Consider the following 25,512-nt stretch of genomic DNA (forward strand, 5'->3'; position numbering starts at 1 on the left):
GTGGCGGGGGCCGCACACGGCCCTCCGACGCTTCATCGCCGGCGACATGACGCCCCGCGCAATCCTGCCGGAGCTTGCCTTACCGTGGCGCATGTGGATCTCAACTTGCTCGTGGCGCTGGACGCCCTGCTGGAGGAGAACAGCGTGACCGCCGCGGCGGACCGGCTGAGCCTCTCGCCACCGGCCATGAGCCGGACGCTGGCCCGGATCCGTCGCGCGACCGGCGACGACATCCTGGTGCGCGTCGGCCGCACCATGGTCCCGACCCCGCGCGCCCTCGAACTGCGCGAGGAGACCCGCGACCTGGTCCGGCGGGCCGGCGCCGTGCTCACTCCCGTACGCCGACTCGACCTGGCCGCACTGAACCGGCACTTCACCGTGCGAGGCCATGACGCGCTGCTGGCGGCCCTCGCCGCCCCGCTGATCGCCAGGGTCGGCGCCACGGCCCCCCACCTCCATCTGAGCCTGCTGGCCGAGTCGTCCGCCGACCAGCCCGACCGCACCCGGGGCCAGGTCGACCTGGAGATCGGCGCGAACGAGCCGCGCCGCCCGGAGCTCTCCTCCGAAGTGGTGGGCACCGACCGGGTAGTCCTGGCGCTGCGGCGGGGGCATCCGCTCGCCAAGGGCAGGGTCAGCGTCGACAAGCTGATCCGCATGACCTTCGTGACCGTCTCACGCCGGGGCCGGCTGCACGACGCCATCGACGACGCGCTCGCCGAACGCGGCCTGCGCCGACGGGTGATCGCGTCCCTGCCCACGAGCGCCGCCGCGCTGGACGTGGTGTCCCGTTCGGACGCCGTGGCCGTCGTCGCCGAGCAGGTCTGCCGGCCCGCCTCGGCGAGGCTCGGCCTCGTCACCCGGCGGCTCCCGCTGGAGCTGCCACCGACCCAGGTGGTCCTCACCTGGCATCACCGGCACGACAGCGACCCCGCCCACGCGTGGCTGCGCGGCCAGGTGCGGGACGTGCTCCGCGAGGCGACCGACGGCACCGCGAAGGGCCGACCCGCGACCGGGCGCCCGCGCGGATCCGCGTAGCCGCGTCCGGGCGCCCGGCCCGCACCCGTAGGGTCAGCCGCTTGGCACACTATTCTTCGTATTGTCAGATGGCGAGGGTCGCGCGCAGCGCCGGTTGCAGCCGCTCGCCGTGTGCGCGCACCATCTCGTCGCACAGCTCCCAGATCTGCTCGACGCGCAGGGCGGCGGCGGTCGCCGGGTCGGTCATGGCCGCGTGCCGGATGTGGCGTGGCTCGTCCTCCAGGGCGGCGCGCACCACGAGGTCGTTCATGCTGAGGTAGGTGCGGTTGAGCGCGGCGAGCTGCGGGGGCAGCGCACCGGCACGGGTCGGCCGCACACCGGACCGGTCGACCAGACACGGCACTTCGACCACGCCGTGGGCCGGAAGGTTCTCGATGAGCCCGTGGTTGGGTACGTTGCCGTAGACGGTCCTGGGGGTGCCGGTCACCATCGAGTGGATGATCTGCGGGGCGTACTCCATGGTCCCCTCGACGTCGATGGGGGCGCCGGCCGCGAGGGCTTCGCGGGTCCGTTCGTACGCGGCGACGTTCTCGTCCACGATGCCGAGGTACGCGCCGACGGGCAGCCGCAGCCGCTCGATCTCACTGGCGTGGTGCAGATACCAGGGCACGTACTCGGAGGAGTGCTCGCTGGTCTCGGTCGGGTAGTAGCCGAGCCGCCGGTACATGTCGACGCGGACCCGCCGCCGCAGTTGCTCGTTCTCTGCGATCAGCGCGTCCAGCCGGGGGTAGAGGTCGGTGCCGTCGTGCTCCAGACGGAGCACCCACGCCTGGTGGTTGACCCCGGCGGCGTGGTAGGTCACCTCGGCGAAGGGGACCTTCAGCAGGTCGCACAGGTCGTGGATGGTCCAGTGCACCGAGTGGCAGAGGCCGACCACCCGGGTCAGCCCGGTGGCCGCCACGAGGTACTGCACGTTCATGGCCATCGGGTTGGTGTAGTTGAGCAGCCATGCCCCGGGGCATACGGCGGCGATGTCCTCGCCCAGCGCCTTGAGGAACGGGAAGGTGCGCAGGGCGCGGAAGATGCCGCCGACGCCGAGGGTGTCGCCGATGGTCTGCCGCACACCGTGACGCGCGGGGATCTCGAAGTCGATCCGGGTGGCCTCCCCCATGCCGATCTGGACGAGGTTGATGACGAAGTCGGCGCCGTCGAGCGCCTCGCGCCGGTCGGCGTGTGCGGTGATGTGCGCGGCGGCGCCCCGCCGTTCGGCGATGTACCGCGCGGCGGCCTCGGCGGTGGCCAGGCGTTCCGGGTCGATGTCGTGCAGGGCGATCCGCGCGGTCTTCAGCTCGGGGAAGGCGAAGAGATCCGCCAGCAGGCCCTGGGTGAAGACGACGCTTCCCGCGCCGATCAGCACGATCTTGGGGTTGATCATGACGGGATGTCTCCGTTGGCGGTGAGGTGGGTGAGGGCTTCGTCCCAGGTGGGCTGGGCGGTGGTACCGCCCGCGGCGCGGGTGGACAGCGCACCGCAGGCGGCGGCGAGGTCGAGCGCCTCGGCGATGGGCCGGCCCGTCAGCCGTCCGGCGAGGAAGCCCGCGTTGAAGCTGTCGCCCGCGCCGACGGCGTCCTGGGGTGTGACACGGATCCCGGCGGTGGTGAGCAGGGTCCGGCCGTCGTGGCAGAGGGCGCCGTCCGCCCCGTTCTTGACGGCCACCAGCGGGACCTGCCGCGCGAGGAGTTCGGCGGCCGCCGCGACGGACGTGCCGTCGGTGCCGGCCAGCCGGTGTGCCTCGGCGGCGTTGGGCAGCAGGAGGTCGGTCCGGGCGAGGACGGGCGCCAGCGCCGCGGGGTCCCATCGGCCCGAGGGGTCGTCGTTGGTGTCCAGCGAGGTGGTGGCGCCCGCCGCGCGGGCGGTGTCGAAGAGGTCCGGCAGATCGGCGGCGAGCCCCGGCATGAGGAAGAAGGACGCGGCGTGGAGGTGCCGGGCCGAGGTCAGCAGGTGTGGGGGGATGTCGCGGCCCGAGGTGGCGGCGAGTGTGCCCGGGGAGGTGAGGATGGCCCGGTCGTCCCCGCGGGTCACGATGACCGTGAGCGGTGTCGGCAGGCTGCCGTCCAGGTGCAGTCCCTGGACGTCGACGCCGTGCGCCGCGAGCCGGTCGCGCATGTAGTGTCCGGCGCCGTCGTCCCCGACACGTCCGGCGAAGGCCACGCGCAGCCCCAGCCGGGCGGCGCCGCACGCGGTGATCGCGGCGGATCCGCCGAGGGTGAGCGCGCCGCTGTCGACGAGTTGTTCGCGCTGTCCGAAGGCGAGCGGGGTGTCGAGCGGTCCGACGATGACGTCCGGGTTGGCGTCCCCGATGACGAGCAGGTCGAAGGTGGGTGGCATACGGGTTCCTGAAGGGAGAGGGAGAGGCTGGGCGGTGCCGGTCAGCCCTTGAGGCCGGTGGAGGTGATCGACCGGACGAAGGTCTTCTGGGCGGCGAGGAACGCGAGCAGCACCGGCAGGACCGTGATGACGTTCCCCGCCATCACGGCCGACCACTGGGTGTGGTGCTGTCCGCGGAAGGTGGTCAGGCCCAGCTGGAGGGTGTAGTTGGCGTCGTGGTTCAGCGCGATGAGCGGCCACGACAGGTCGTTCCAGGTGGTGAGGAAGGTCAGGACGGCGACCGTGCTCAGCGCCGGGCGGGACAGCGGGACGACGATCTGGAACAGCACCCGCAGCCGCGAACACCCGTCGATCCAGGCGGCCTCCTCCAGCTCCCTGGGCAGGGAGAGGAAGAACTGCCGCAGCAGGAACACCGCGAACGGCGTCACCAGCGAGGGCACGATCAGCGCCCCGAGGGTGTCGACGAGCCCCAGCTTCCGCATCACCAGGAAGGTCGGGATCATCGTCAGCTGGAACGGGATGGCCATGGTGGCCAGCATCAGCACCAGCAGCACCCGGGACCCGCCGAACCGCATCCGGGCGAAGGCGTATCCGCCCAGCGTCCCCAGCAGCAGATTGGACACGACCGCGACGGCCGAGACGATCAGGGAGTTGGCGAACCAGCGCGGGAACATCGCGTTGCCGAGCACGAAGCGGTAGCCGCCCAGGTGGATCCCGGAGGGCCAGAGCGCGGGCGGGAAGCGGTTGATCTCCGCGTCGCTCATCACCGAGCTGAGCCCCAGCCAGATCAGGGGCACGGCGAAGAGCAGCGCCAGCGGCGCGAGCAGCAGATGCCAGGGGTTGAACGGCAGCCGCTGCCGCCGCCGTGGGGACGGGTCCGTCATGACGTGGCTCCCTCGATACGGCGGTCGCCGCGGCGCCGGACCAGCCGCAGCGCGGCGGCGGCCACGAGCAGGGCGACGCCGAGGACGTAGGCCGCGGCGGCCCCGTAACCGGCGGTGAAGTTCCGGAACGCCTGCTCCCAGACGAAGTAGACGATCACGGTGGTGGATCCGAGCGGCCCGCCCTTCGTCGTCACGTACACCAGGTCGAAGACCTGCAGGGCGCTGATCGTCTGCCAGAGCAGCAGGAACACGCTGACCGGCGCGATGGTGGGCAAGGTGACATGGCGCAGCACATGACGGCGTTCCGCGCCGTCCAGGGTGGCGGCCTCGATGAGTTCGCGGGGCACGTCCTGGAGGGCCGCGAGGTAGATCACGACACAGAACCCGGTGCCGCTCCACAGCGAGATGCCCACCAGGACCAGCAGCGCCTGACCCGGGTCGGACAGGAACCCCTGCGGGGAGACTCCGAGACGGTGCAGCAGCGAGTTGGCGGCGCCGAACTCCGGGTCGAGGATGAAGGAGAACAGCACGCCCTGGGCGGCGGCCGAGACCACGAACGGCACGAAGAGCAGGGTCCGGTACAGACCGGCGAACCGTATGCGGCGGTTGAGGACCAGCGCGAGCGCCAGCCCCAGACCGATGCTCAGCGGTACGTACAGCGCCGTGTACTCCAGGGTGTTGCGCACGGCCTGGGCGAACTGCGGATCGTCGGCCAGCTGGCGGTAGTTGTCCCAGCCCACCCAGACGCTCGGGGTGAGGAGGTCGCTGTACTGGAACGACAACAGCAGGGACCACAGGACGGGGACGACGCTCAGGCCCAGGATGACCAGGACGGAGGGCAGGACGAACGCCCAGGCGGTCGCGGCCTCCCGGCGGCCTGTGCGGCGTGCGGGACGGGCCGGTGTGCGGGGCGCCGGGCGGGTGATGGGGGTGGGCAGACGGGACATGGGGAGCTCCTCAACGCACCTTCGCGATGGCCGCGTTGGCCTCGTCGGCGCACCGCCGCAGGGCCTTTGCCGGTGTGCTCTTGCCGAGCAGGACGGCGGTGATGGCCTCGCCGAACGGCATGGAGATCTTGGGGTAGGCCCGGTCGACGGGGCGTACCCGGGCGGTCTCCAGCACCTCGGTGAACACCGGCAGACCGGGCACCCCGGCCGCGTACGCCCGCCACTGCGGACGGCGCTCGGCCGGCCGGCTCTGCGGCAGACTGCCCACCTGGGTGTCCCAGAGATACGCCTGCCCGGGCTCCATCAGCCAGCCGACGAACGTACGGGCGGCCTTCAGCCGCGCCGAGCCGTTGTCGAACACGCTCCAGGTGTCGGGGCCGGAGATCGTCACCGACCGGCCGCTGAAGCCGGGCAGGGGGACGACCGCATAGTCGATCTTCGCCTGGCGGATGTCGGGCAGCTGCCAGGGGCCGGTGGCGACCATGCCCAGCCGGCCGGCGGCGAACGCCTGGTACATCTGCTCGCCACCGGGTTTGGGATCGACGTAGACGCTCCTGTCCTTGGCGAGCGCCGCGAGCACCTCGAGGGACCGGACCCCGGGTTCACCGGCGAACCCGATCTCGCGCTTGCCCTCGGCGATGACCTCGCCGCCCAGATCCCAGATCATGGGCCACATCCGCCACACCGTGTCCTCGTCGCCCGCGGCGGGCCACCCGGTGCCGAACGTGCCCTTGCCGCGGTCGGTCAGCTTCCTGGCCGTCTCGATGAAGTCCGGCCAGGTCCAGCCCGGGCCGGGCAGCTCAAGACCCGCCCGGCGGAAGAGGGTCTTGTTGCACACCACGGCGAGCGAGTCCAGCACCGCGGGCACCGCACGGACCACACCGTCGACGGTGACGCCCTCCCGGGCGGCGGGCCAGTACTGCTTCCACGGCACCTGCCCGGATTCCACGACCGTCGTCAGATCCGCCAGTTGGGGGCTTCTGGCGACGCTGGCCAGGTCGGAGCCGAAGATGTAGGCGACATCGGGCGGGGATCCGGCGACGAGACCGGCCATCACCTTCTGCAGCATGTCGTCCGCCAGGACGCCGCCGCTCAGGTCGATCCGTATCGTCGGGTGGCTACGGTGGAATTCGGCCACGAGCCGCTTGACCGCTCGCAGGGCGGTGCTGGTCTGCCCGTGCCACACCTCGATGTGCACGGTCCCGTGGGAATCCACCCCCAGGCCCGTCCCGCATCCCGCCACGGCGGCACCCATGGCGCCGGTGAGCGCCATGGCTCCGCCGCCACGCAGCACCCCACGCCGGGACGGACCGCCGCGCACAGGGGGAGGGATACGCGAACGGTTCAGGCTCATCGCTGAGAGCTCCATGATCCGGGGGCACGGCCCCGCCTCGGTCACGGACAGCGACCTGGCGACTCGGGCCGGACTCGCGGCAAAGCCGCATACCGGCTGGGCGTACCTCTGCCGCCGAGGATGGGACATCGGCGTGCCAGGGAGTAAACCGATCAGATCGAGTCACGTCAAGAGCGTGAAACTGCTCAGTGTTGGCTTTGAACGCGCACAAGCAATCAGCGAGTGGATGCTCTTCGATGGGCATCGCGCCCAGAAACGGGCATACCGCCGCGCGGGAACCCGTCGGTTCCCGCGCGGCGAAGGCGCTAGATCCGCCGAAGCCCCACCAGCACGCGCTCCATCAGGGCGACGTCCGGTACGTCGCCCTCCGTGGAAGCCGTCCGGTGAACGGTGATCAGCCCGTGCTCGGCCATGTCGCCGAGCAGGACCTTGGCCACCCCCAGCGGCACCGGGAGCATGGCCGCCACCTCGGCCACCGACCGCGGCTCCTGGCACAGCGCGATCACCGGGCGGTGGTCCGCCTGCAGGGTGTCCATCGAGCGGTGGCCCAGCTCGGTGGTGGTCACCAGGGTCTCGACCTCGAAGTGATGGTCGGACCTGGTCCGGCCGCGCGTCCACGAGTAGGCGCGCACCAGCGAGGCCGGGCCCTGGCTCCCGTCGCGCTCCTGGTCCCAGACGGCCGACCGCTCCGGCTCCGACGACCCCCGCGGGAAGGGTTCCCCGGGCTCCTCGGGCCGGGCCTCCCCGCCCCGGCGGCGGGACCGGGCGCCCTCCGGCGCCCCGTCGGACCTTTGCGGCTTCCGCCCGCGTCGCCCTTTGCCGAAGCTGAAGGCGTTGAGCACGTCGGCGAAGGTCTGTTCGTCCTCCGCCCCCTGTTCTCTCCCAGGTCCCTGCCCGGAAGGGCCTTCACCGGTGCTCATCATCTCCCCGTCCGGCCTATTGGGCTGCTGTCCGCTTCACGCCCCGCAGGTTCAATTCCTGCAGTTCGGCGCGGAGTTCCGGGGTCAGCATCTCGCCGACCTGGTCGACCAGTACCGTCATCTCGTACGCCACCTGACCGATCTCGCAGTCCGGCGCCGCCAGCACCACGAGGCACGAGCCGTCCTTGATCGACATCAGGAGCATGTTCCCGAGCTCCATCTGGATCACGGAGGACCGCACATCACCGGTATCCAGGCACTGGGCAGCGCCCTGGATCAGGCTGATGGCCCCGGCGGCAATGGTGGCGACCTGCTCGGCCCGATCGGCCGCCAGCCCGTCCGACGCGGTGAGCAACAGCCCGTCGGCCGAGACCACCACGGCGTGCGCCACATTGGGCACACGCTCGGTGAAGTTGGTGACCAGCCATCCGAACTGGCTCACCTCCCGAAGCTGGGGTGAGGTCATGGGTTCTTCCTGTCCATCTTCGCTGAGACCTTATGTCTCGTCGCGTCCGTCGGGCTGAGCCCGGCGAATGCCCGACTGGTAATTGCTGAGGAACGAATGGGTGCGGCCGGCGTTCCGCCGCGCGGCGGCCTCGTCCGCGGCGGCGCGCGGCGCGGGCCGCTCCCCGGTGGCGCGCGGCTTGGCCCGGTCCGCCGCCCGGCCCTGACGCGGCACCCGCCGGGGCAGCCCGGCCTGGGTGACGCCGCCCGCCTCCGCGGCGCCGGGCCGCTCGTGGACGATCCGGCCGGGCTCGTCCGCGGGGTCCGGCCGGCTCTCGTCGGGGGGTCCGGACGGAGCGGGGCCGGGCCGCCGGGAGGCGGCGGCCGCCGGGAGGCCCATCGGCTTCCGGTCGTCGGGCGGTTCCTCGCCGTGGGAGCCCGCGGGTGCCTTCTCGGGCGACGCGAACCATGGCGAGGCGGCGCCGTCCGGGGTGGCGGGACGCGGACGCCGCGGTGGCACCGCCGGCTGCCCCGGCGGCTGTGCGGTACGGCGGTCCGCGGGCGTTCCGGCGTCGCCGGACAGGGGCCCGGTCCTCTCCGGTGCGCCGTCGCCGACCGGTGCGCCCTCGCCGACCGGGGCGGGATGGCCCGGCTTGGCGGGGTGACCGGGCGTGGCCGGGTCGCCGGGTTTGGCCGGGTGGCCGGGTTTGGCCGGGGTCCGGCGCGGCAGCCCGCCGGTCTGCTGGGGATCCGTGAACGCCCGCGACGAGCCGGGGCGGGTCGGCAGGGAGCGGCCCGTGTGCTCGGACCCGGCCGGGGCGTCACCGGCGCGTAGCGAGCGGGCGCCGCCGTCGGGCACGCGGCGCGGCAGGGGTGCCGCCGGGGCACCGCCGAGCTCACGGTGCGGCCGCGCCGGCTCGGACGTCTTGGCCGAGGTCTTCCGGATGGGCAGCGAGCTCTCCCGGCCCGCGATGGCGGGCTTGTCCCCGAGCATCAGCCTGGCCGGCACCAGCACACCCGCGCGCAGTCCGCCGCCGGTGTCCCGTTCCGAGACCAGCTCCACGGTGACGCCGTGGCGACGGGCCAGCCGACCGACGACGGTCAAGCCCATCTGCCGGGACGTAGGTACCTCCACGGATGCGTCCCCCGCTACGCGCCGATGAGCCTTGGCCAATTCGGCACCGCTCATCCCAAATCCCTCGTCGCGGACCTCGATCAGTGCGGAACCGTCCAGCCGTAGTGTATTGCTGACGGTCACCTGGGTCTCCGGCGGGGAGAACGCGGTGGCGTTGTCGAGCAGCTCAGCGATCATTCGCGCCAGGTCACCGGCAGCGTACCCGATCACCTCGGCGGTGGGAACGGGCTCCACGACCACCCGCCGGTAGTGCTCGATCTCGGAGACCGCGGCGCGCAGCACACTGTCCAGTTGCACCCGCTGCTCGGAGGGACGGACCGGGGTGCTACCGCACAGGACCATCAGGTTCTCGTTGTTGCGGCGCATCCGGGTCGCCAGGTGGTCCAGCTTGAAGAGGCTGGCCAGCTGGTCCGGGTCCTCTTCGTGCGACTCGAGCTGCTCCATCAGGCGCAGCAGCCGGTCCACCAGGGTCTGGCTGCGCCGGGAGAGGTTGACCAGGGTGTCGCGCAGGTCGCCGCGGAGCGCGGCCTGTTCGGCGGCCAGCCGCACGGCCTGGCCGTGCACCGCGTCGAACGCCCTCGCGAGCTGTCCGAACTCCTCGGTGGTGTGGACCGGCACGGCGCTGATCGAGGTGCTGGACACCTCGCCCTCGCGGATGCTGGACACCGCCTCCGGGAGCCGGCGCTCGGCCACGTCGAGCGCGGTGGAGCGCAGCACGGTCAGCGACCGCAGCAGATGCCGGGCGATGGCGATGCCGATGGCGAAGGCGAGCAGGAGCACGGCGAAGAGCAGCACGGACTCCGCACCGGCCCGGTCGCTGGTCTCGTCCTGGAGCTTGGCGGAGGTCACCCGGAGCCGGTCGGCGAGCCGCTTCTCCACCGTGTTGATGAGGCTTCCGGTCGCCTCCGAACTGCGGTGCCAGGTGCGGTCGGAGAACGGCGGAGCGCCGGCGGCGTTCTGCCCCGCGTTCAGCGAGCCCGCCCGGGACAGCACGGCGTCCAGCAGCTTGGCGCGCCGATCGACCTCCGGGCCGGTCACCGTTCGGTCGTAGGCGCGCTGGTCCCCCGCGGTGGCCACGGCGCGGAAGTCGCTCAGCTTGTCCCGCATGCGGATGTCGGACTCCTGGAGCGCCCTGATGAGCTTCGGGTCCTTCAGTGTGCCGGGCTCGGGCGCCGCCATGACGATCACATGCTGGAGGTGGACCTGCTCCCGGACCATCTCCAGGTCGTACAGCGCGCTGGCCGGTCCGGACAGCTCAGCGTCACCGAACCCGCTGCCCAGCGCCTGGTCCAGGTCGAGCAGACTGTTGATGATCTTGCTGTACTCGGTCACCGCGGTCCATGCGCCCAAGTCCTTGGACGTCACCCGCTCGCGCAGGTCGGGCAGCCCGTCCAGGAGCTTGGACGCGTCGCGGTAGCGGTTGGCCGAGACCCCCTTCAGCTCCTGGATCCGCTTCGTGGTGCGGGTGACGGCGGCCTGGGCGCGGTCCACGCGCTGGGCCTGCCGGCGGAGCATGGCCGGATCGGCGGACCCACCGTCGCCCAGCCGCTCGGCCGACAGGGTGCGCTCCATCTGCAGATCGCCGATCAACGGCCGGAGTCCACCGCGCAGCTTGACCAGCCGCTGCACCTCCGCGTACGTGTTGGCGCGCTCGACGTCACGCTGGATCTGCACGACGCCCAAGGCCACCGCGAGCAGAGCGGGCACCACCAGAACGGCACCCAGCTTCACCGGCAGCCGCCAGTTGCGCCACTCCACGACGCCGGCCCACCACGACGGTGAGCGATCGCGCGCGGCCGCATGCCTGCCCGGGGTCATGAGGCGCGCTCCGCGCTCGGACCGGCTTGCCCACAGGGATGTATCACGATGCCGTTTCTCCTGGGATTTCCCCGGATGGGGAAAGTCGAACGCCCGGCAGGCGCGCCGGCCCACCGCTTCGGCGATGCGCCGGCGCGCCTGCCTTTACTCGAACAACTTGCTGCTTTTCTCCGCCAGTTGATAGAGGCCGTACAGAAACGGCACCGCCACCCACAGCCATGCCACGACCATCACCACGGGGGAACCCGTCTTGGCCGCGTTCGACGAAGGGCCGTCTGTGTCAGTCACCGGTTTACCGCCTCTCTGCCGGAAGGGGATCGGGGGTTTCCTCCGGGGGTGCCGACTCCTCCCGGGCCGCCGGCTCCGGCTCATGGAACTTCGGATTCACCGGACGGACCAGCTCGTTCGCGATGAAGCCGATGACGAGCAGCCCCATCATGAGCGAGAACGAGAAGGTGTAGAGAGCCGGGCCGGAGCGCCCGTCCTCATGCGCGGAATCCGCGATGGAATCCACGATGAGCGGTCCGGCCACTCCGGCGACCGACCACGCGGTCAGCAGCCGGCCGTGGATCGCGCCGACCTGGTAGGTGCCGAACAGGTCCTTGAGGTAGGCCGGAACGGTGGCGAATCCACCGCCGTAGAACGACAGGATCGCCATCGTCGAGGCGACGAACAGCGCGGTGCTGCTGTCCTTCTCGAGCATGAGGGTGAGGTAGAGCAGGGCACCGGCGCCCAGGTACAGCCGGTAGATGTTCTTCCGGCCGACCACGTCGGAGACCGAGGACCACACGAAGCGACCGGCCATGTTGGCCAGGGACAGCAGCGCGACGAACCCGGTGGCGGCGCTCGCGCTCACCGGACTCGCCGTGTCGTGGAAGAAGTCCTGGATCATCGGGGCGGCCTTCTCCAGGATCCCGATACCAGCAGTAACGTTCATGCACAGCACGACCCAGAGCAGCCAGAACTGCGGTGTCCGGACCGCGTTCCTGGCCGAAACGTGTCGGGTGGTGACGAGCCGCTTGCCCGCGTCGACGCGGGGCGTCCAGCCGGCCGGCCGCCAGCCCTCGGGCGGCACCCTCACCAGCACCACGCCCAGCGACATGAAGACGGCGTAGGCCAGGCCGTGCACCAGGAACGTCTTGGCGATGCCGTCGGTATCACTGCCGAACGCCTTGAGCATCTCCGTCGACCAGGGAGAGGCGATCAGCGCGCCACCGCCGAAACCCATGATCGCCGTACCGGTGGCCATGCCCGGCCGGTCCGGAAACCACTTCATCAAGGTGGACACCGGCGCGATGTATCCGATGCCGAGGCCGACTCCGCCGATGCCGCCGTAGCCGAGAACGACCAGCCAGTAATTGCGCGTGGCAACGCCGAGCGCGGCGACCAGAAAGCCGGTCGAGAAGGTCACGAGCGACACGAACATGGCCCATCGCGGCCCTTTTCGCTCCACCAGCGTTCCCCCGAACGCGGCAGAGAGCCCGAGCACCAGAATGCCGATCTGGAACGGGAGGGCGCTAGCCGTTCCGGAGATGTCTAGGGAATCTTCCAGGGGTATCTTAAAGACGCTCCAGGCGTACGCCTGGCCTATGGAGAAGTGGATCGCGAGCGCCGCCGGAGGAATCAGCCAACGATTCCAGCCCGCGCCTGCGACGATGCGAGAGCGGTCGAGGAAACCCACAGATCAACCTACCTCCGGCTTCTTGGGAACACCCCCGCAGACTGCATTCCTTGACCTATCCAAACACCCCGGGGGAGGGAGTGGCGAGCCGGGAGCTGCCGTCATATGCCAACGGCAGACGCGCTGCCCAGCGGCATGCTCACCGCACTCATGCTCGCGCACGATGGGACGTTCTACCCGAGGTGAGGTTCTACCAGTGGCGACACTTGGGACACAACGCCGGGTCCCGAAATGTCCTCAAGGCGCAACCTTGAGCGGCCACCGTCAAGCTGACACCACGTCAAAATGGACAACACGGAAAGGTGAGACAAAGTATTGGTTCAGCGACCTCTCCCGCCATATTCGAGATGGCACCGAAGCCGGATCCACACCCCGACATGTGCCCACCTGCACCGGTGAGGGGCAGGGTGCCACGTTGACTGCGTCCGGCGCCTTACTACACTTGCCGCGTCAAGGGCCCGCCGGTTGCCCTCCCCTGACGCCCGAACGCGGGCGCCCCCGAACCGACGTTTTCGTCAGAAAAACCCCGGAGCAAACCATGAATAAATCGGTGCGACCGCCCGCTTCCTTGCCATCCGAGCGGGCCGCCGGAACGGGGTTCGCCGATCGCGGTGACGACATCGGGGAGCCCGACTTCGAAGCGATCCAACAGAGCCCGGAGTTCAAACTCCTGCGCAAGAGACTGCTCTGGTTCATCTTCCCGATGAGTGCGTTCTTCTTGTGCTGGTACATGACGTTCGTTCTCTTCTCGGCCTACGACCACGACTTCATGAGCCGCAAGCTGTTCGGCGCGGTCAACACCGGCACCGTTTTCGGTCTGCTGCAGTTCGTGACGACCATGGCGATCGTCCTGACATACCGGCGCTTCGCGCACAAGAAACTTGATCCCCAGGTGGACACGATCCACGAGCTGGCGGGAGTCGGCAAGGAATGACAGTGCAGATCGCAGCCCGCACGACCGGCAGCCCGATAATCAACCTGAGCGTCTTCTTCGCTTTCGTCGTCATCACGCTGTTCGTCGTCTACAAGGCCACCAACAGAGACTCGACCACCTCCGACTACTACGCCGCGGGCAGCGCCTTCAGCGGCGTCCAGAACGGCATCGCCCTCTCCGGTGACTTCCTCTCCGCGGCCTCCTTCCTCGGCATTTCGGGGGCGATCGCCGTCCACGGCTACGACGGCTTCCTCTACTCCGTGGGGTGGCTCGTGGCCTGGCTGGTCGCCCTGCTGCTCGTCGGTGAACGGCTGCGCAACACCGGGCGGTTCACGGTCGGCGATGTGATGGCCTTCCGCATGAAGCAGCGCCCGGTGCGCGCGGCGGCGGCCAACGCCACGCTGGTGATCACGTTCTTCTACATGCTCGCCCAGATGGCCGGCGCGGGTGGTCTGATCGCCCTGCTGCTCAATGTGCAGAGCAAGGGCGGGCAGGCCCTCATCATCACCGGCGTCGGCCTCGTCATGGTCTTCTACGTCCTGGTGGGCGGCATGAAGGGCACCACCTGGGTGCAGATCATCAAGGCGGGCCTGCTGCTGATCTGCGTGACCTTCATGAGCGTGTTCCTGCTCGGCAAGTTCGGGTTCAGCCTCTCGGCGATCCTCGACCAGGCGTCGCAGAACAGCCCGCTGGGCGCGGAACTGCTCAACCCCGGTGGCTGGTACGGCAAGAACGCGATGGACCAGCTCGACTTCGTCTCGCTCTCCCTGGCGCTGGTCCTCGGCATCTCCAGCCTGCCGCACGTGCTGATGCGCTTCTACACCGTGCCGGACGCCAAGGAGGCCCGGCGCTCGGTGGTGTGGTGCTCCTGGTCGATGTTCATCTTCTATCTGTCGATCCTGCTCGTCGGGTACGGCGCCACCGCGCTGGTCGGTTCGGACAAGATCGTGAACGCGCCCGGCGGCGAGAACTCCGCGGCTCCCCTGCTCGCCTTCGAGATCGGCGGCGCGATGCTCCTGGGCATCGTCTCCGCGGTGGCCTTCGCGACGATCCTGGCGGTGGTGGCCGGGCTGACCCTGGCCGCCTCGGCCTCGTTCGCCCATGACGTGTACGCCAATGTGATCCGGAACGGAAAGGCCGATCCGCGGTCCGAGATCCGGGTCGCCCGTCTGACGGCGCTCGTGATCGGTTTCCTGGCCATCCTCGGCGGCATCCTCACCAACGGCCAGAACGTCGCGTTCCTGGTGTCGCTGGCCCTGGCGCTCGCCGCGTCCGCCAATCTGCCGACGATCCTCTACACACTGTTCTGGAAGCGTTTCAACACGACCGGGACGCTGTGGAGCATCTACGGCGGTCTGGTGTCCGGCCTGGTGCTCATCATCTTCTCCCCGGCCATCTCGGGCAGCTCCACGTCGATCATCAAGGGCGTGGACTTCCACTGGTTCCCCCTCACCAACCCCGGCCTGGTGTCGATTCCGCTCTCCTTCCTCTGCGGCTTCCTCGGCACGGTCTTCAGCAAGGAGCCCGCGGACCCCAAGAAGCAGGCGGAGATGGAAGTGCGGTCGCTGACCGGCATCGGTTCGAAGGCATAAGCCGACAGGGCCGTAGGCGGCCGGGGCCGCCTACGGCCGACGGCTCGTTCCGGGGGTGGTGGCAGATTCCCTCCGGCTCTCCGACGGCACGATGCGCGCCGGGGAGTTGGAATCCGCCGGCCGTCCGGGGGTGGGGACCTCCGCACCGTCCCGGGGGCCGGACGTCTCGCTCCGGGGCCCGCCGCTGGGGCGCTTCCCCGCGGACTCGGACGGGACCGACGGGGCGGGCGACGCCGAGGGACTGGCGGGCGCCGACGGAAGCGGGGGCGTCGTACGGCCGGTCGCGGGCGGCGGGGCGAGCGGGACCGTCGGGCGGGCGGGTGGCTCGGGTGCCGCCGCGCGGAGCGGCAGCGCGATGAGGGCGGCCACGGCGCAGGAGACACCGACCCCGGCCGCGGTGCGGAGCAGCTTGCGGCGGGCCGCGGCGCGGCGGATCGCCTCGTACCGGCCGGGGGGCGGGCCGAGGTAGTCGGAGGGGGGCCGCAGGATCACCGCGAGGGGGTCGTCGGGCTCCCGCTCGGGGCCGATGTGCTCCGGTCCGTCGTCACAGCGTGGGGTCAAGGCTTCTCCTCAGGTGGACGCGGAGCAGTTCCCGGGCCGCGTGGAGGTCGGCCTTGACGGTTCCTTCCTTGCGCCCGGTCAGTACGGACACCTCCCGGATGGGCATGTCAGCGTAGTAGTGCAGCAGGATCGGGACGCGCAGCCGCTCCGGCAGCGACTGCACGAGCAGGCGCACCGACGGGTCGGACTGTTCGGTGTGGGGGCGGACGGCGGCTTCCGTGGTGGCGCGGCGCATGGCCCTGCGCTCGCGCTCCACCTTGCGCCAGTGGTCCCGGACGAGATTGGCCGCGGTGACGTAGAGGAAGCCGCGGGGCTCCTCCACGGACGTCCAGCGGGCCCAGAGCCGGGTGAACGCCTCGGAGGCGATCTCATGGGCCGTCTCGTCGTCGTCGACGAGACGGCGGCACCAGCCGGCCAGGCGCGGGTAGAGGGCGGCGAACAGCTCGGACGCCGCCCTGTCACGGGACCGTTTCAACGCACTCCATGGTCGTGACGGCACTCGGCCGTGAGGGCACTTCGAAGGGGAGGATCCCGGGCCGCCGGTGGGGGTTCCACGGGCCCGGGATCCGGGGGCGGGTCAGGGGCCGGCGGACGTCAGCGCGGCGAAGACGATCACGTTGTCGAGGTAGCCGTCGCCGGAGCGGGGGCCGCCACAGGTGATCAGCCGCAACTCCGGGCGGTCCACGTTCCCGTAGACCTCGTCCGCCGGGAAGTCCGCCTTGGCGACGGTCCGTACGGCGCTGACGGCGAACTGGGCCGCCGTGCCGTTCTCCAGGCGCGCCACGATCCCCTCGCCGCGGCGCAGCCGCGCCAGGTGACGGAAGACCCCGTCACCGTAGGCGCCGACCGTGACATGGCCGAGGATGACCGACGGGCCGAGCTGCCCGGGTGTCGGCGAGTGCCGGTACCAGCCCGCGCGGTCGTGGGCCGTGACCGGCGGGACCGCCACGCTCCCGTCCGGCGCCAGCCCCAGCCGGATGACCGGGGTGTCGACACCGATGGCCGGGATCCGGAGCCCGACCGGGACCGAACGCCCAAGGGGACGCGCCGCCTTCACCGGGGTCGGCGGTGGCCTCCTCCCGGAGCGCGGTGCGGCCGTGGTCCGCCGCGCCGGGTGACCGCCGCAGCCCGCGAGCAGCGAGGCCATCGCCGCGGTGGCGAAGGCGCGCCTGGAGAACGGGGTCATGCCCCGGTCGCCCGCCGGCGGCGGACGACGAGGACCGCCGCGCCGCCCGCGGCGAGCACCACGGCGGCGCCCCCGCCGATCAGCGCGCCCTCGGTCCCGGACGACCCGGAGGACCCGTCCGTCACTCCAGTGTTCGGCGCGCCCTTCGGCACGACGGCGACCTGGCCGCGGTCCCGCTTCTTGGCCGGTTCGTCCCGCGGGGCCGGGGCGGCGGAGGTGGGTGTGCGGGTCGGCGCCTCGCTCGGGACCGGGCTGACGGAGGCCGAGGGGGTGCGGGGGGCGGGGGTCGCGTCGTCGGCGAACGCGGGCACGGTGGTCGCCAGTACGGCGGTGCACGCGAGTGTCATCGCGCTGAGGACAGTGCGGCGCATGGAATCGCTCTCTTTCGTCGGTCCGCCCGGCGGTTCGGCGGGCTGGGTTACGGATCGAGCGGAGAGACGAGGCAGCGGCGCGGCGCGTTGTAAAGAGATGGCAAAGCGTGTCCGTCAGCCCTGCCGTGGCCGGCACCGGGGCCGAAAAAACGTCCAGGCCGGTCCGTGTGGACCGGCCTGGACGGCGTGCTCGGAGCGGATCAGACGAGGTCGAACCGGTCCAGGTTCATGACCTTGACCCACGCCGCGACGAAGTCGTGCACGAACTTCTCCTTGGCGTCGTCGCTCGCGTAGACCTCCGCGAGGGCGCGCAGCTCGGAGTTGGAGCCGAAGACGAGGTCGGCACGGGTGCCGGTCCACTTGACCGCGCCCGAGGCGTCACGGCCCTCGAACGTGGTCTGGTCCTCGGACGTGGACTTCCAGGTCGTGCCCAGGTCGAGCAGGTTGACGAAGAAGTCGTTGGTGAGCTTGCCCGGGGTCTCGGTGAGGACGCCGTGCTTGGACCCGTTGTGGTTCGCGCCCAGCACGCGCAGACCACCGACCAGGACGGTCATCTCGGGGGCGCTCAGGGTGAGCAGGTTCGCCCGGTCCAGCAGCAGGTACTCGGCCGGCAGGCGGTTGCCCTTGCCGACGTAGTTGCGGAACCCGTCGTACGTCGGCTCCAGCGCGGCGAACGACTCGGTGTCGGTGTGCTCATCGGTCGCGTCGACACGGCCCGGGGCGAAGGGCACCTCGACATCGACACCGGCGTCCTTCGCGGCCTTCTCCACGGCGGCGGAGCCACCGAGGACGATCAGGTCGGCCAGGGAGACCTTCTTGGCGCCGGAGTTGAACTCGCCCTGGATGGTCTCCAGGGTGCGCAGGACCTGCGCGAGCTCGTCCGGGTTGTTGACCTCCCAGCCGCGCTGCGGCTCCAGGCGGATCCGGGCGCCGTTGGCGCCACCGCGCTTGTCGCTGCCGCGGAAGCTGGCGGCGGACGCCCACGCGGTGCCGACCAGCTGCGAGACGGTCAGACCGGAGTCGAGGATCTTGGCCTTGAGCGCCGTGACGTCGGCGGCGTCGATGGCCTCACCCTCGGCCTCGGGCAGCGGGTCCTGCCACAGCAGGGTCTCCTCCGGGACCTCCGGGCCGAGGTACAGCGACTTCGGGCCCATGTCGCGGTGGGTCAGCTTGTACCAGGCGCGGGCGAAGGCGTCCGCGAACTCCTCCGGGTTCTCGTAGAACCGGCGGGAGATCGGCCCGTAGATCGGGTCGAGCTTCAGCGAGAGGTCCGTGGTGAGCATCGTCGGGCGCTGCTTCTTGTTCGGGTCGAAGGCGTCCGGGACGATCTCCGGGGCGTCCTTGGCCACCCACTGGTTGGCGCCGGCCGGGCTCTTGGTGAGCTCGTACTCGTACTCGAAGAGGTTCTTGAAGAACCCGTTGCTCCACTGGGTCGGGGTGGTGGTCCAGGTGACCTCGAGGCCACTGGTGATGGCGTCCTTGCCCGCGCCCGTGCCGTGCGTGCTCTTCCAGCCGAGGCCGAGCTGCTCCATCGGGGCGGCCTCCGGGTCCGGGCCGACGGCGTCCGCGGGGCCCGCGCCGTGGGTCTTGCCGAAGGTGTGGCCACCGGCGATGAGGGCGACGGTCTCCTCGTCGTTCATCGCCATCCGGCGGAAGGTCTCGCGGATGTCGCGGGCCGCGGCGATCGGGTCCGGGTTGCCGTTGGGGCCCTCCGGGTTGACGTAGATCAGACCCATCTGGACCGCGCCGAGCGGGTTCTCCAGCTCGCGGTCGCCGGAGTAGCGCTCGTCGCCGAGCCAGGTGGTCTCCGGGCCCCAGTAGACGTCCTCCTCGGCCTCCCAGACGTCCTCACGGCCACCGCCGAAGCCGAAGGTCTCGAAGCCCATCGTCTCCAGGGCGACATTGCCGGTGAGGACCATGAGGTCGGCCCAGGAGATGCTCTGGCCGTACTTCTTCTTGACCGGCCACAGCAGACGGCGGGCCTTGTCGAGGCTGGCGTTGTCCGGCCAGCTGTTGAGCGGGGCGAAGCGCTGCTGACCGGCACCGGCGCCGCCGCGGCCGTCGCTGATGCGGTAGGTGCCGGCGCTGTGCCAGGCCATACGGATCATCAGCGGGCCGTAGTTGCCGAAGTCGGCGGGCCACCAGTCCTGCGAGGTGGTCAGCACCTCGGCGATGTCCCGCTTCACCGCCGCGAGGTCCAGGGCCTGGAACGCCTCGGCGTAGTCGAACTCCTCACCCAGCGGGTTGGCCGCCGGGGGGTTCTTGGCGAGGATCTTCAGGTTGAGCCGCTCCGGCCACCACTGGCGGTTGCCGCCGCCCTGCGTGGGGTGGGGAGCACGCCCGTGCGCGACCGGGCAGCCCCCCGCTTCCTCTGTCTTCGGGTCTACGACGATTGCCTCATGGTTCTCGGACATGGAAATCCTTCCACACTAGGGCGGATCATGGTGCTCAGGAACTGGTGGCGGTGGAACAGTCGGGGCACTGGCCCCAGTAGATGACCTCGGCCTCGACGATCGAGAAGCCGTGGTCATCGGACGCGGTCAGGCAGGGCGCCTCACCGGCGGCGCAGTCGACATCGGCGACGGCACCACACGACCGGCATACGACGTGGTGGTGGTTGTCCCCGACGCGTCCTTCGAACCGGGCGGGGTTGCCGGCCGGTTCGATGCGGCGTACGAGGCCCGCCGCGGTCAGTGCGTGAAGGGCCTCGTACACAGCCTGGAGGGAGATGTGGCCGACGCGGTCGCGTACCCCGGAGGCGATCGCCTCGACCCCGAGGTGATCACCGTCCCGGACGGTCTCCAGCAAGGCGACCCGGGCGGCCGTCACCCGCAGGCCGGCACCGCGCAGCTCCTCGGCAGTGGTCGGAGTCTGGGATGCGGTCATGGCGCAGAACCTACCCGCACAAAGGCGAACGCTACAAGGAAACGAGCCGTTAAAGTCTAGCGCCGCGCAGAAAAGTTTTGTCCCGATTCAGTATGACTTTCCCGCCGAGTTCTCAGAGGCGCTTGGCGCTGCGGAAGAGCCCGGCGTAGAAGCCGTTGCCGTCGATGCGGGAGACACCGCCGTTGTCGCCGATGGTGGGGCCGTTCTGCTCCTTGCGGCTGGAGACGAACACGCGGTGGCCGTCGGTGTCCAGCCCCAGGTACAGGGCGACATGGTCCATATGGTCGCCGGTGCGGTGATCCATCTTGAAGAACAGCAGGTCACCGGGTTGGAGGACATCGATGTTGGTGGGCCGGGTGTACCAGGGGCCGGCTCCCTGGATCTTGATGACATCGACGCCGACCTTGGAGCGGGCCATGCCGTTGGCGGTGCGCGGCAGGCCGTCGCCGAGGACGTTGGTCGCCATCAGGGGGTAGCGGGAGCGGTAGCCCAGCACCATGCGGATGAAGCCGGAGCAGTCCAGCGCCCGGTAGCGCTCCTTGCGCGCGGCCAGCGTGGTGCCGTCGCGGAAGGTGTAGGAGATGCCGAGGTAGTCGTAGAAGTCGTTCTGCTCCAGCCGGTCCACGCCGTCCGGTTTGAACGGCCCGAAGACCGCGTCGCCCGCGTACGGAATCCCCTGGGCGTCCTTCTTGACCGGCGCGCCCGTCACGTACTGGAAGGCGATCGCGAAGATGTCCTCCTTCTTGCTGCCGTAGTTCTCCTTGAACCAGTCCTTGAACCACTGCTCCTTCTCGGCGCCCTCGGCCCACGGCTCCGGCATCAGCCGCACCCAGTCCTCGGTGATCACCTTGGACTTGGTGTTGGCGGGCTCGCTGAAGGTGCGGGAGGGGCCGCGCAGGGTGGCGGTGCGGGCGTGGTCGGTGAAGGTGGCGAGGATCTGGCCGTTGTCGCCGCGCAGGATGGTGCGGGCGGGGTTCTTCAGCCGCTCCCAGGTCTGCTTGCCGCGCTGCTGGCCGGTGCCGTTCTCCAGGTTCGGCTCGTCGATGACGGCCTGGGTGGCCGGCGTCTTGTCCTGCTCGTCCTTCCTGAGCTCCACGGTCAGATAGCCGCTGGCGCCGAGCAGCGCGAGCACGGTGACGGCGTGCAGTACGGGGCGTTTCTTCTTCAGTGGCATGGGATCGGCTCCGGTGGTGGGTCAGGCGGACGGCATGACGCCGAGGAGGATTCCGGCGGTGAGGACGACATAGGCCATCAGCGTCACCGACCCGGTGGACAGCAGGGTGGCCCCCCGGGGCTGGCGGACCAGCTGGTAGGCGATCAGGCCGGGGACGATGAAGCCGAGGGTCTGGTTCGCGTACATCAGCGGGAACTCGAGCGACAGGATGATCATCACGGTCGCCTGGAGGGTCACGCCGAGCAGGACGACCGCGGCGAAGAGCCGCTTGCCGTAGAGGATCACGTACTTCTGCATCAGCAGCGTGCCCACGTAGGTGAGCACGGTGACGCCGACCACCATCGCGGCCCGCTGGAGATCCTCGACGAGGGTCAGCGCCAGCCAGCCGGGGGTGATCATGCCGCCGGGCGAGAGGTTGGTGGTCAGGTAGCAGACCAGCGAGAAGAGCAGCCCGATCGCGATGCCGATGGCGGCGATCTCAGGGGTGAGGACGGAGGGGATCAACGGTGCTGCTCTCCTGGGTTCTGCCACTGCTGGGAGTCGTCGGCGGGCGGGGTGGGCGGGACGCGCGGCTCGAACAGGCCGCGGGGCTGCGAGGAGTCGGAGGCCGGTACGACGGCGGGCCACGGCTCCCGGGAGCCCTGGTCGGGTGCCGTCCGCGGGTACGGCAGCTCGGGGGTGCGCTGAGCGGGTACGCGCGCCTGGGGCGCGTACCGGGTCTCGTACGCCTCCGGGTAGCCCTGGTAGGGGTCCAGGCGGGGCGCGTAGAGCTGGACCGTGTCCACGTGCTCGACATGGCGCTCGCCGCCCGCCGGTGCGGTGGGTGCCGCCGGTGTGTCATCGGCGCTCTCGTCGGGCGGCAGCTCGGCGAGGTGCTCCAGGAGGAGTTCGCCCTGGCCGTGGATGTTGCCGATGGCGACCAGGGAGGAGTCGGGGCCCAGGTGGCCGAGCAGCTCGGCCATGAACTCCTCGGGATCCCGGCGGTCGCCGCCGAGGTCGACCGCGCGGTCCCGGTACTGGGCCGGGATGGCGTCGATGGCGGACTTGGCCGGGTGGCCGATGACGAAGACCTGCTCGGGGTCGAGATCGGGGATGATCTCGCCCATCTGGCCGTTGCGCTCGACCCGGTCGGGGCGGCAGTTGATGACCACGTTGAGCGGTCGGTGGATGGCGCCGAGGTCGAGCAGCTGGTTGATGTTCATCAGCGTCGACTCGGGGTCGTTGGCCGCGAAGACGTTGGCGAAGCGGAGCTTCTTGCCGTCCTCGGTGGCGTACCGCTCGACGGAGAGCACACCGGGGTCCGGCGGGGCGTCGTACATGCCCTGGAGGGCGGTCGCGCGGTCGACGCCCACCAGCTCGGCGACGGTGAGCGCGATGGCCACGTTCTCCTTGAAGGTGAACCAGCTGAAGCCGCGCAGTTCCTCGTCGCTGACCGTCGTGGGGTCGGCGTAGATCAACTGGCAGTTCCGGGCGTCCGCCTCCTCCTGGAGGATGTGGAAGCGGTCCTGCTCGGCGGTGACGCAGATGCCGTTCTCCGGCATGGACCGGCACAGCGAGCGCGCCACGTCGTCCAGCGTGGGGCCCATCTCGGCCAGGTGGTCCTCGCGGACGTTGCACAGCACGCCGATGGTGGAGCGGATCAGCTTGGACTGGTTGATCTCCTGGAGCGCCGGCATGACCGCCATGCACTCGATGACGAGCGCGTCCGGGCTGTAGGCGGCGGCGCGGCGCACGATGCCGATCTGCTCGACCACGTTGGCGATGCCGAACTTGCGGTAGACGGGCTCCTCGGTGGCGTCGGGGTGGATGAAGCGGGCCGCCGTACCGGTGGTCTTGGCCACGGTGGTCAGCCCGCCGCCGCGCAGGGCGCCCGCGCACAGCCGGGTGATGGAGGACTTGCCGCGGATGCCGTTGACCAGGACCCGGGTGGGGATGGTGTCGAGGTTGGTCTGGTGCCGCCGCTGTTCGACGATGCCGGCGATCAGCAGGACGGCCTCGCACACCACGAGCACGGTGTAGAGGAAGAGCACGGTGGGGCCTCAGTTCCTTCCGACGCCGGCGGGGGTCCGGCTGCCGCCGTCCCGTTTGCGGGGCTGCCCCTGGAGCTGCTGCCGGATCAGCTCCAGGCTGCGGACCACAGCGCCGACCTCGTCGTGGTGGCGCGGGAACAGCACGGTCTTGCGGTCGCCCGCGGCGAGCGCCTCGGCCTGTCCGGCCAGGGCGCGCAGGGGCCGTACGACGACGATGTGCAGCCAGCCCAGACAGGCGGCCGCGGCGGTCAGCCCCAGCAGTCCGGCCAGCACGGTCCGGTTCTGCAGGCTGTACTCGGGGATCGCCAGGCCCGAGGCGGGCTGCCAGCTGGCCAGGCTCCACTGGAGCGACTTGGCCGCGCCGCCGCCGCTGAACGGCGCGGCGGCCGCGACCCGTACCGTGCCGCCGCGCTGGACGGTGGCGTTCGCCTGCTTGGCGGCGAGCAGCGAGGTCATGTACGAGGGCGCCTTCTCGAAGGCGATGTAGCCGGAGTCGCCGCCGATGACCCGGCCCTTGGCGTCCACGACGCGGACCTCGCCCATGCCCTGGCGGCCCAGCAGCGCGTTGACGAACTCGATGCGGAACTCGCCGACGACGGCGGCGCCGCCCCGGCCGGGTGCCTGGGCGGTGGCGGTGACCACGGGCTTCTTGCCGCCCTCGCCGGTCACCTCGATGGCCTGCTTCGAGGGGGCCTCTCCGTCCTCGTGGTGGGGGCCGTCACCGGCCCGGGCGAGGATCTCGCCGTCGGCGCCGAGGACGTACATCGACTGGTAGCGGTCGTGCTCCTGCATGGTGCGCTCCAGGACCTTCTTCATGTCCTCGGGCGTGGTGCGGTCCCCGATCAGGGCGGCGACCGCGGAGAGGTCGGCGTGGCCCTCGTTGAGCGCGCGGCGGACCCGGTCGCTGAGGGTCACGGTGCGGGACTTCTGGTCGTGGACGATCTGGGCCGGGACCTTGACGGAGGAGTCGGCGCGGTTGAGCACCAGCATCAGCGGGACCGACCAGACGAGCAGCAGGACGGCGCAGACGGCGAGCAGGGCGCGGGCGCCCAGGCCCTTGCGCACGGCCGGGCCCGGGGCGTCGGCGGGCTCGCCCTGGAGCTGCCGGCGCAGCCGCTCGAGGGCGACGCCCACCCGGGCGGCCTCGCCGGCCCTGGGCACGCTCACCGGGCGGGCGAGGTCGCCGCGGGTCAGGCGGCGGCTCTCCAGGAACAGCCGGATCAGCGGGCGCTGCACGGTGCCCAGCAGCACCATCACCGCGAGCCCGCCGATGAGCAGCAGGGCACCGGCGGCGGCCACGCCGAAGGCGGGGCGGGTGATCTGGGAGACCTTGGCGGAGACGTCGACCTCGGTGACGACGGTCAGGCCGAGGCTGCTGGCGGTGGTGGGCTCACCGGGCTGGGGCGGGGTGAGCGTGGCGTAGCCGCCGACGGTGCGGACGTCCTCGGCGGCGCCCCCGGTGAGGTGGCCGCTGACGCCGGTGTAGCCGCCCGCGCCGGGCTCCTTGGCCTTGATGGGGTGCTGCCGGCCCTTGCGGGCGGCGGTCTTGGCGAAGGAGGCGAGCTGCTTCTTGGCCCGCTCGCTGTCCAGGGCGCCGTGGCTGGAGAGCAGCCGGCCGGTGGAGTCGACGACGCCGATGGCGCGGCCCGGGCCGAGGTCGACGCCGGGGAAGCTGAGGGTGCTGGAGGCCACGAGCAGCTGCTGGGGCTGGCCCTTCCAGGACAGCAGGGCGAGGATGATCAGCCGGGTCTGGCCGTTCTCCAGGCGCACCATGCGCGGGGAGAGTCCGTCGCCGCGGGAGAGCTTGCTGAGATCGATCGCGGTCAGCGGGACGTTCTCGCCGCGGGCGGCGAGCATCTTGCCCGACTTGATCTCGATGACGGCGGTGCCACGCCACTTCTGGTAGACGGTGCCGACCTTGTCCAGGACGGTGTCGGCGGAGACCGGCTTGCCCTCGTTGAACAGGGTCGCGGTGCCGGTGAGGTCGGTGACCGACTCGTCGAGCGACGCCCGCAGCGCGATGGCGCCGTCCTCGGCGACGTACTGCTGCGAGGTCAGGACCGCCTTGGGGACCAGGGCGTTGTCCGGTTTGCCCAGGGTGAGGGCGGTGATTCCCGCGAGGGAGAGAAGCAGAACCGACAACACGGCTATGGGTGGACGAATGCCCCCCACAAGCGACATGTCGGCCCTTCGGCGGACCTTGTGCCGCCGCTTCGAACGCGAAGCGGCCAC

At 70.7% G+C, this 25,512-nt stretch carries 23 protein-coding genes; 3 read left to right on the forward strand and 20 right to left on the reverse strand.

Annotated elements, in window-relative coordinates; all coding sequences use genetic code 11:
* Positions 1-93: 93 nt before the first annotated feature.
* Positions 94-1,035 carry a LysR family transcriptional regulator gene (locus tag ACZ6TD_RS08760; RefSeq protein WP_471352256.1) on the forward strand — a complete coding sequence of 314 codons (942 nt, stop codon included), beginning with the start codon at positions 94-96 and terminating at the stop codon, positions 1,033-1,035.
* Positions 1,036-1,099: 64 nt separating this feature from the next.
* On the opposite strand, the gene melA is transcribed toward ACZ6TD_RS08760, so the two are convergent.
* The 10 genes from melA to ACZ6TD_RS08810 form a co-directional block, all read right to left on the reverse strand.
* Positions 1,100-2,410 (reverse strand): alpha-galactosidase, encoded by a 1,311-nt coding sequence (melA, locus tag ACZ6TD_RS08765; protein ID WP_471352259.1) that lies wholly within the window; start codon positions 2,408-2,410, stop codon positions 1,100-1,102.
* Entirely contained in the window at positions 2,407-3,363 is a 957-nt protein-coding gene (locus tag ACZ6TD_RS08770) for a carbohydrate kinase family protein (protein ID WP_471352262.1), read from the reverse strand. Before ACZ6TD_RS08770 ends, melA begins: the two co-directional genes overlap by 4 nt.
* 41 nt (positions 3,364-3,404) lie before the next feature.
* Complete coding sequence (locus ACZ6TD_RS08775) at positions 3,405-4,247, reverse strand: carbohydrate ABC transporter permease (protein ID WP_471352264.1); 843 nt, start codon at positions 4,245-4,247, stop codon at positions 3,405-3,407.
* Positions 4,244-5,194: a carbohydrate ABC transporter permease gene (locus ACZ6TD_RS08780; RefSeq protein WP_471352267.1), complete on the reverse strand. Its 951-nt coding sequence runs from the start codon at positions 5,192-5,194 to the stop codon at positions 4,244-4,246. The genes ACZ6TD_RS08775 and ACZ6TD_RS08780 overlap by 4 nt, the downstream gene beginning before the upstream one ends.
* A 10-nt stretch (positions 5,195-5,204) precedes the next feature.
* A complete protein-coding gene (locus ACZ6TD_RS08785) occupies positions 5,205-6,548 on the reverse strand; it encodes an ABC transporter substrate-binding protein (protein WP_471352269.1) in 1,344 nt (447 codons plus the stop codon).
* A 305-nt stretch (positions 6,549-6,853) separates the two neighbouring features.
* Positions 6,854-7,390, reverse strand: coding sequence for a DUF742 domain-containing protein (locus tag ACZ6TD_RS08790; RefSeq protein WP_471352272.1), 537 nt, complete (start codon positions 7,388-7,390; stop codon positions 6,854-6,856).
* 94 nt (positions 7,391-7,484) lie between these two features.
* A complete protein-coding gene (locus ACZ6TD_RS08795; protein ID WP_471352275.1) occupies positions 7,485-7,934 on the reverse strand; it encodes a roadblock/LC7 domain-containing protein in 450 nt (149 codons plus the stop codon).
* Between the two features lie 30 nt (positions 7,935-7,964).
* A complete protein-coding gene (locus ACZ6TD_RS08800; protein ID WP_471352278.1) occupies positions 7,965-10,865 on the reverse strand; it encodes a sensor histidine kinase in 2,901 nt (966 codons plus the stop codon).
* A 144-nt stretch (positions 10,866-11,009) separates the two neighbouring features.
* Complete coding sequence (locus ACZ6TD_RS08805) at positions 11,010-11,153, reverse strand: MFS transporter small subunit (RefSeq protein WP_470010649.1); 144 nt, start codon at positions 11,151-11,153, stop codon at positions 11,010-11,012.
* 4 nt (positions 11,154-11,157) lie between these two features.
* On the reverse strand, positions 11,158-12,546 hold the full coding sequence (locus tag ACZ6TD_RS08810) for an L-lactate MFS transporter (RefSeq protein ID WP_471352281.1): 1,389 nt from the start codon (positions 12,544-12,546) through the stop codon (positions 11,158-11,160).
* 538 nt (positions 12,547-13,084) lie between these two features.
* On the opposite strand from ACZ6TD_RS08810, the gene ACZ6TD_RS08815 reads away from it, so the two are divergent.
* Complete coding sequence (locus ACZ6TD_RS08815) at positions 13,085-13,480, forward strand: DUF485 domain-containing protein (protein WP_471352284.1); 396 nt, start codon at positions 13,085-13,087, stop codon at positions 13,478-13,480.
* Entirely contained in the window at positions 13,477-15,072 is a 1,596-nt protein-coding gene (locus tag ACZ6TD_RS08820; protein WP_471352287.1) for a solute symporter family protein, read from the forward strand. Before ACZ6TD_RS08815 ends, ACZ6TD_RS08820 begins: the two co-directional genes overlap by 4 nt.
* A gap of 30 nt (positions 15,073-15,102) precedes the next feature.
* On the opposite strand, the gene ACZ6TD_RS08825 is transcribed toward ACZ6TD_RS08820, so the two are convergent.
* The 10 genes from ACZ6TD_RS08825 to ACZ6TD_RS08870 all read right to left on the reverse strand — a co-directional run bounded on the left by ACZ6TD_RS08825 (position 15,103) and on the right by ACZ6TD_RS08870 (position 25,461).
* Complete coding sequence (locus ACZ6TD_RS08825; protein WP_471352290.1) at positions 15,103-15,633, reverse strand: hypothetical protein; 531 nt, start codon at positions 15,631-15,633, stop codon at positions 15,103-15,105.
* Positions 15,617-16,108 (reverse strand): RNA polymerase sigma factor, encoded by a 492-nt coding sequence (locus tag ACZ6TD_RS08830; RefSeq protein WP_020866784.1) that lies wholly within the window; start codon positions 16,106-16,108, stop codon positions 15,617-15,619. The genes ACZ6TD_RS08825 and ACZ6TD_RS08830 overlap by 17 nt, the downstream gene beginning before the upstream one ends.
* 102 nt (positions 16,109-16,210) lie before the next feature.
* Positions 16,211-16,819 (reverse strand): class F sortase, encoded by a 609-nt coding sequence (locus tag ACZ6TD_RS08835; protein ID WP_471352293.1) that lies wholly within the window; start codon positions 16,817-16,819, stop codon positions 16,211-16,213.
* Positions 16,816-17,190 carry a sortase-dependent protein gene (locus ACZ6TD_RS08840; protein ID WP_471352296.1) on the reverse strand — a complete coding sequence of 125 codons (375 nt, stop codon included), beginning with the start codon at positions 17,188-17,190 and terminating at the stop codon, positions 16,816-16,818. The genes ACZ6TD_RS08835 and ACZ6TD_RS08840 overlap by 4 nt, the downstream gene beginning before the upstream one ends.
* Positions 17,191-17,390: 200 nt before the next feature.
* Positions 17,391-19,604, reverse strand: coding sequence for a catalase/peroxidase HPI (gene katG / locus ACZ6TD_RS08845; protein WP_471352298.1), 2,214 nt, complete (start codon positions 19,602-19,604; stop codon positions 17,391-17,393).
* A 34-nt stretch (positions 19,605-19,638) separates the two neighbouring features.
* Positions 19,639-20,076, reverse strand: a complete 438-nt coding sequence (locus ACZ6TD_RS08850) for a Fur family transcriptional regulator (RefSeq protein ID WP_471352301.1) — start codon at positions 20,074-20,076, stop codon at positions 19,639-19,641.
* A 112-nt stretch (positions 20,077-20,188) separates the two neighbouring features.
* On the reverse strand, positions 20,189-21,250 hold the full coding sequence (locus ACZ6TD_RS08855; protein WP_471352304.1) for an NlpC/P60 family protein: 1,062 nt from the start codon (positions 21,248-21,250) through the stop codon (positions 20,189-20,191).
* 21 nt (positions 21,251-21,271) lie between these two features.
* Positions 21,272-21,754, reverse strand: a complete 483-nt coding sequence (locus ACZ6TD_RS08860; RefSeq protein ID WP_044568305.1) for a poly-gamma-glutamate biosynthesis protein PgsC/CapC — start codon at positions 21,752-21,754, stop codon at positions 21,272-21,274.
* Positions 21,751-23,280: a poly-gamma-glutamate synthase PgsB gene (gene pgsB / locus ACZ6TD_RS08865; protein ID WP_471352307.1), complete on the reverse strand. Its 1,530-nt coding sequence runs from the start codon at positions 23,278-23,280 to the stop codon at positions 21,751-21,753. Before pgsB ends, ACZ6TD_RS08860 begins: the two co-directional genes overlap by 4 nt.
* Before the next feature lie 9 nt (positions 23,281-23,289).
* Positions 23,290-25,461: a HAMP domain-containing protein gene (locus tag ACZ6TD_RS08870; protein WP_471352310.1), complete on the reverse strand. Its 2,172-nt coding sequence runs from the start codon at positions 25,459-25,461 to the stop codon at positions 23,290-23,292.
* Positions 25,462-25,512: the final 51 nt, after the last annotated feature.

The sequence above is a fragment of the Streptomyces yongxingensis genome (assembly GCF_055597465.1).

What these genes read in the sequence shown, in the direction of transcription:
- ACZ6TD_RS08820 (WP_471352287.1), top strand. Translation starts at nt 13,477, where the DNA reads ATGACAGTGCAGATCGCAGCCCGCACGACCGGCAGCCCGATAATCAAC.
- ACZ6TD_RS08850 (WP_471352301.1), bottom strand. Translation starts at nt 20,076, where the DNA reads ATGACCGCATCCCAGACTCCGACCACTGCCGAGGAGCTGCGCGGTGCC.
- ACZ6TD_RS08815 (WP_471352284.1), top strand. Translation starts at nt 13,085, where the DNA reads ATGAATAAATCGGTGCGACCGCCCGCTTCCTTGCCATCCGAGCGGGCC.
- ACZ6TD_RS08770 (WP_471352262.1), bottom strand. Translation starts at nt 3,363, where the DNA reads ATGCCACCCACCTTCGACCTGCTCGTCATCGGGGACGCCAACCCGGAC.
- ACZ6TD_RS08780 (WP_471352267.1), bottom strand. Translation starts at nt 5,194, where the DNA reads ATGTCCCGTCTGCCCACCCCCATCACCCGCCCGGCGCCCCGCACACCG.
- ACZ6TD_RS08835 (WP_471352293.1), bottom strand. Translation starts at nt 16,819, where the DNA reads ATGACCCCGTTCTCCAGGCGCGCCTTCGCCACCGCGGCGATGGCCTCG.
- ACZ6TD_RS08785 (WP_471352269.1), bottom strand. Translation starts at nt 6,548, where the DNA reads ATGAGCCTGAACCGTTCGCGTATCCCTCCCCCTGTGCGCGGCGGTCCG.
- melA (WP_471352259.1), bottom strand. Translation starts at nt 2,410, where the DNA reads ATGATCAACCCCAAGATCGTGCTGATCGGCGCGGGAAGCGTCGTCTTC.
- ACZ6TD_RS08795 (WP_471352275.1), bottom strand. Translation starts at nt 7,934, where the DNA reads ATGACCTCACCCCAGCTTCGGGAGGTGAGCCAGTTCGGATGGCTGGTC.
- ACZ6TD_RS08775 (WP_471352264.1), bottom strand. Translation starts at nt 4,247, where the DNA reads ATGACGGACCCGTCCCCACGGCGGCGGCAGCGGCTGCCGTTCAACCCC.
- katG (WP_471352298.1), bottom strand. Translation starts at nt 19,604, where the DNA reads ATGTCCGAGAACCATGAGGCAATCGTCGTAGACCCGAAGACAGAGGAA.
- ACZ6TD_RS08840 (WP_471352296.1), bottom strand. Translation starts at nt 17,190, where the DNA reads ATGCGCCGCACTGTCCTCAGCGCGATGACACTCGCGTGCACCGCCGTA.
- ACZ6TD_RS08855 (WP_471352304.1), bottom strand. Translation starts at nt 21,250, where the DNA reads ATGCCACTGAAGAAGAAACGCCCCGTACTGCACGCCGTCACCGTGCTC.
- ACZ6TD_RS08870 (WP_471352310.1), bottom strand. Translation starts at nt 25,461, where the DNA reads ATGTCGCTTGTGGGGGGCATTCGTCCACCCATAGCCGTGTTGTCGGTT.
- ACZ6TD_RS08800 (WP_471352278.1), bottom strand. Translation starts at nt 10,865, where the DNA reads ATGACCCCGGGCAGGCATGCGGCCGCGCGCGATCGCTCACCGTCGTGG.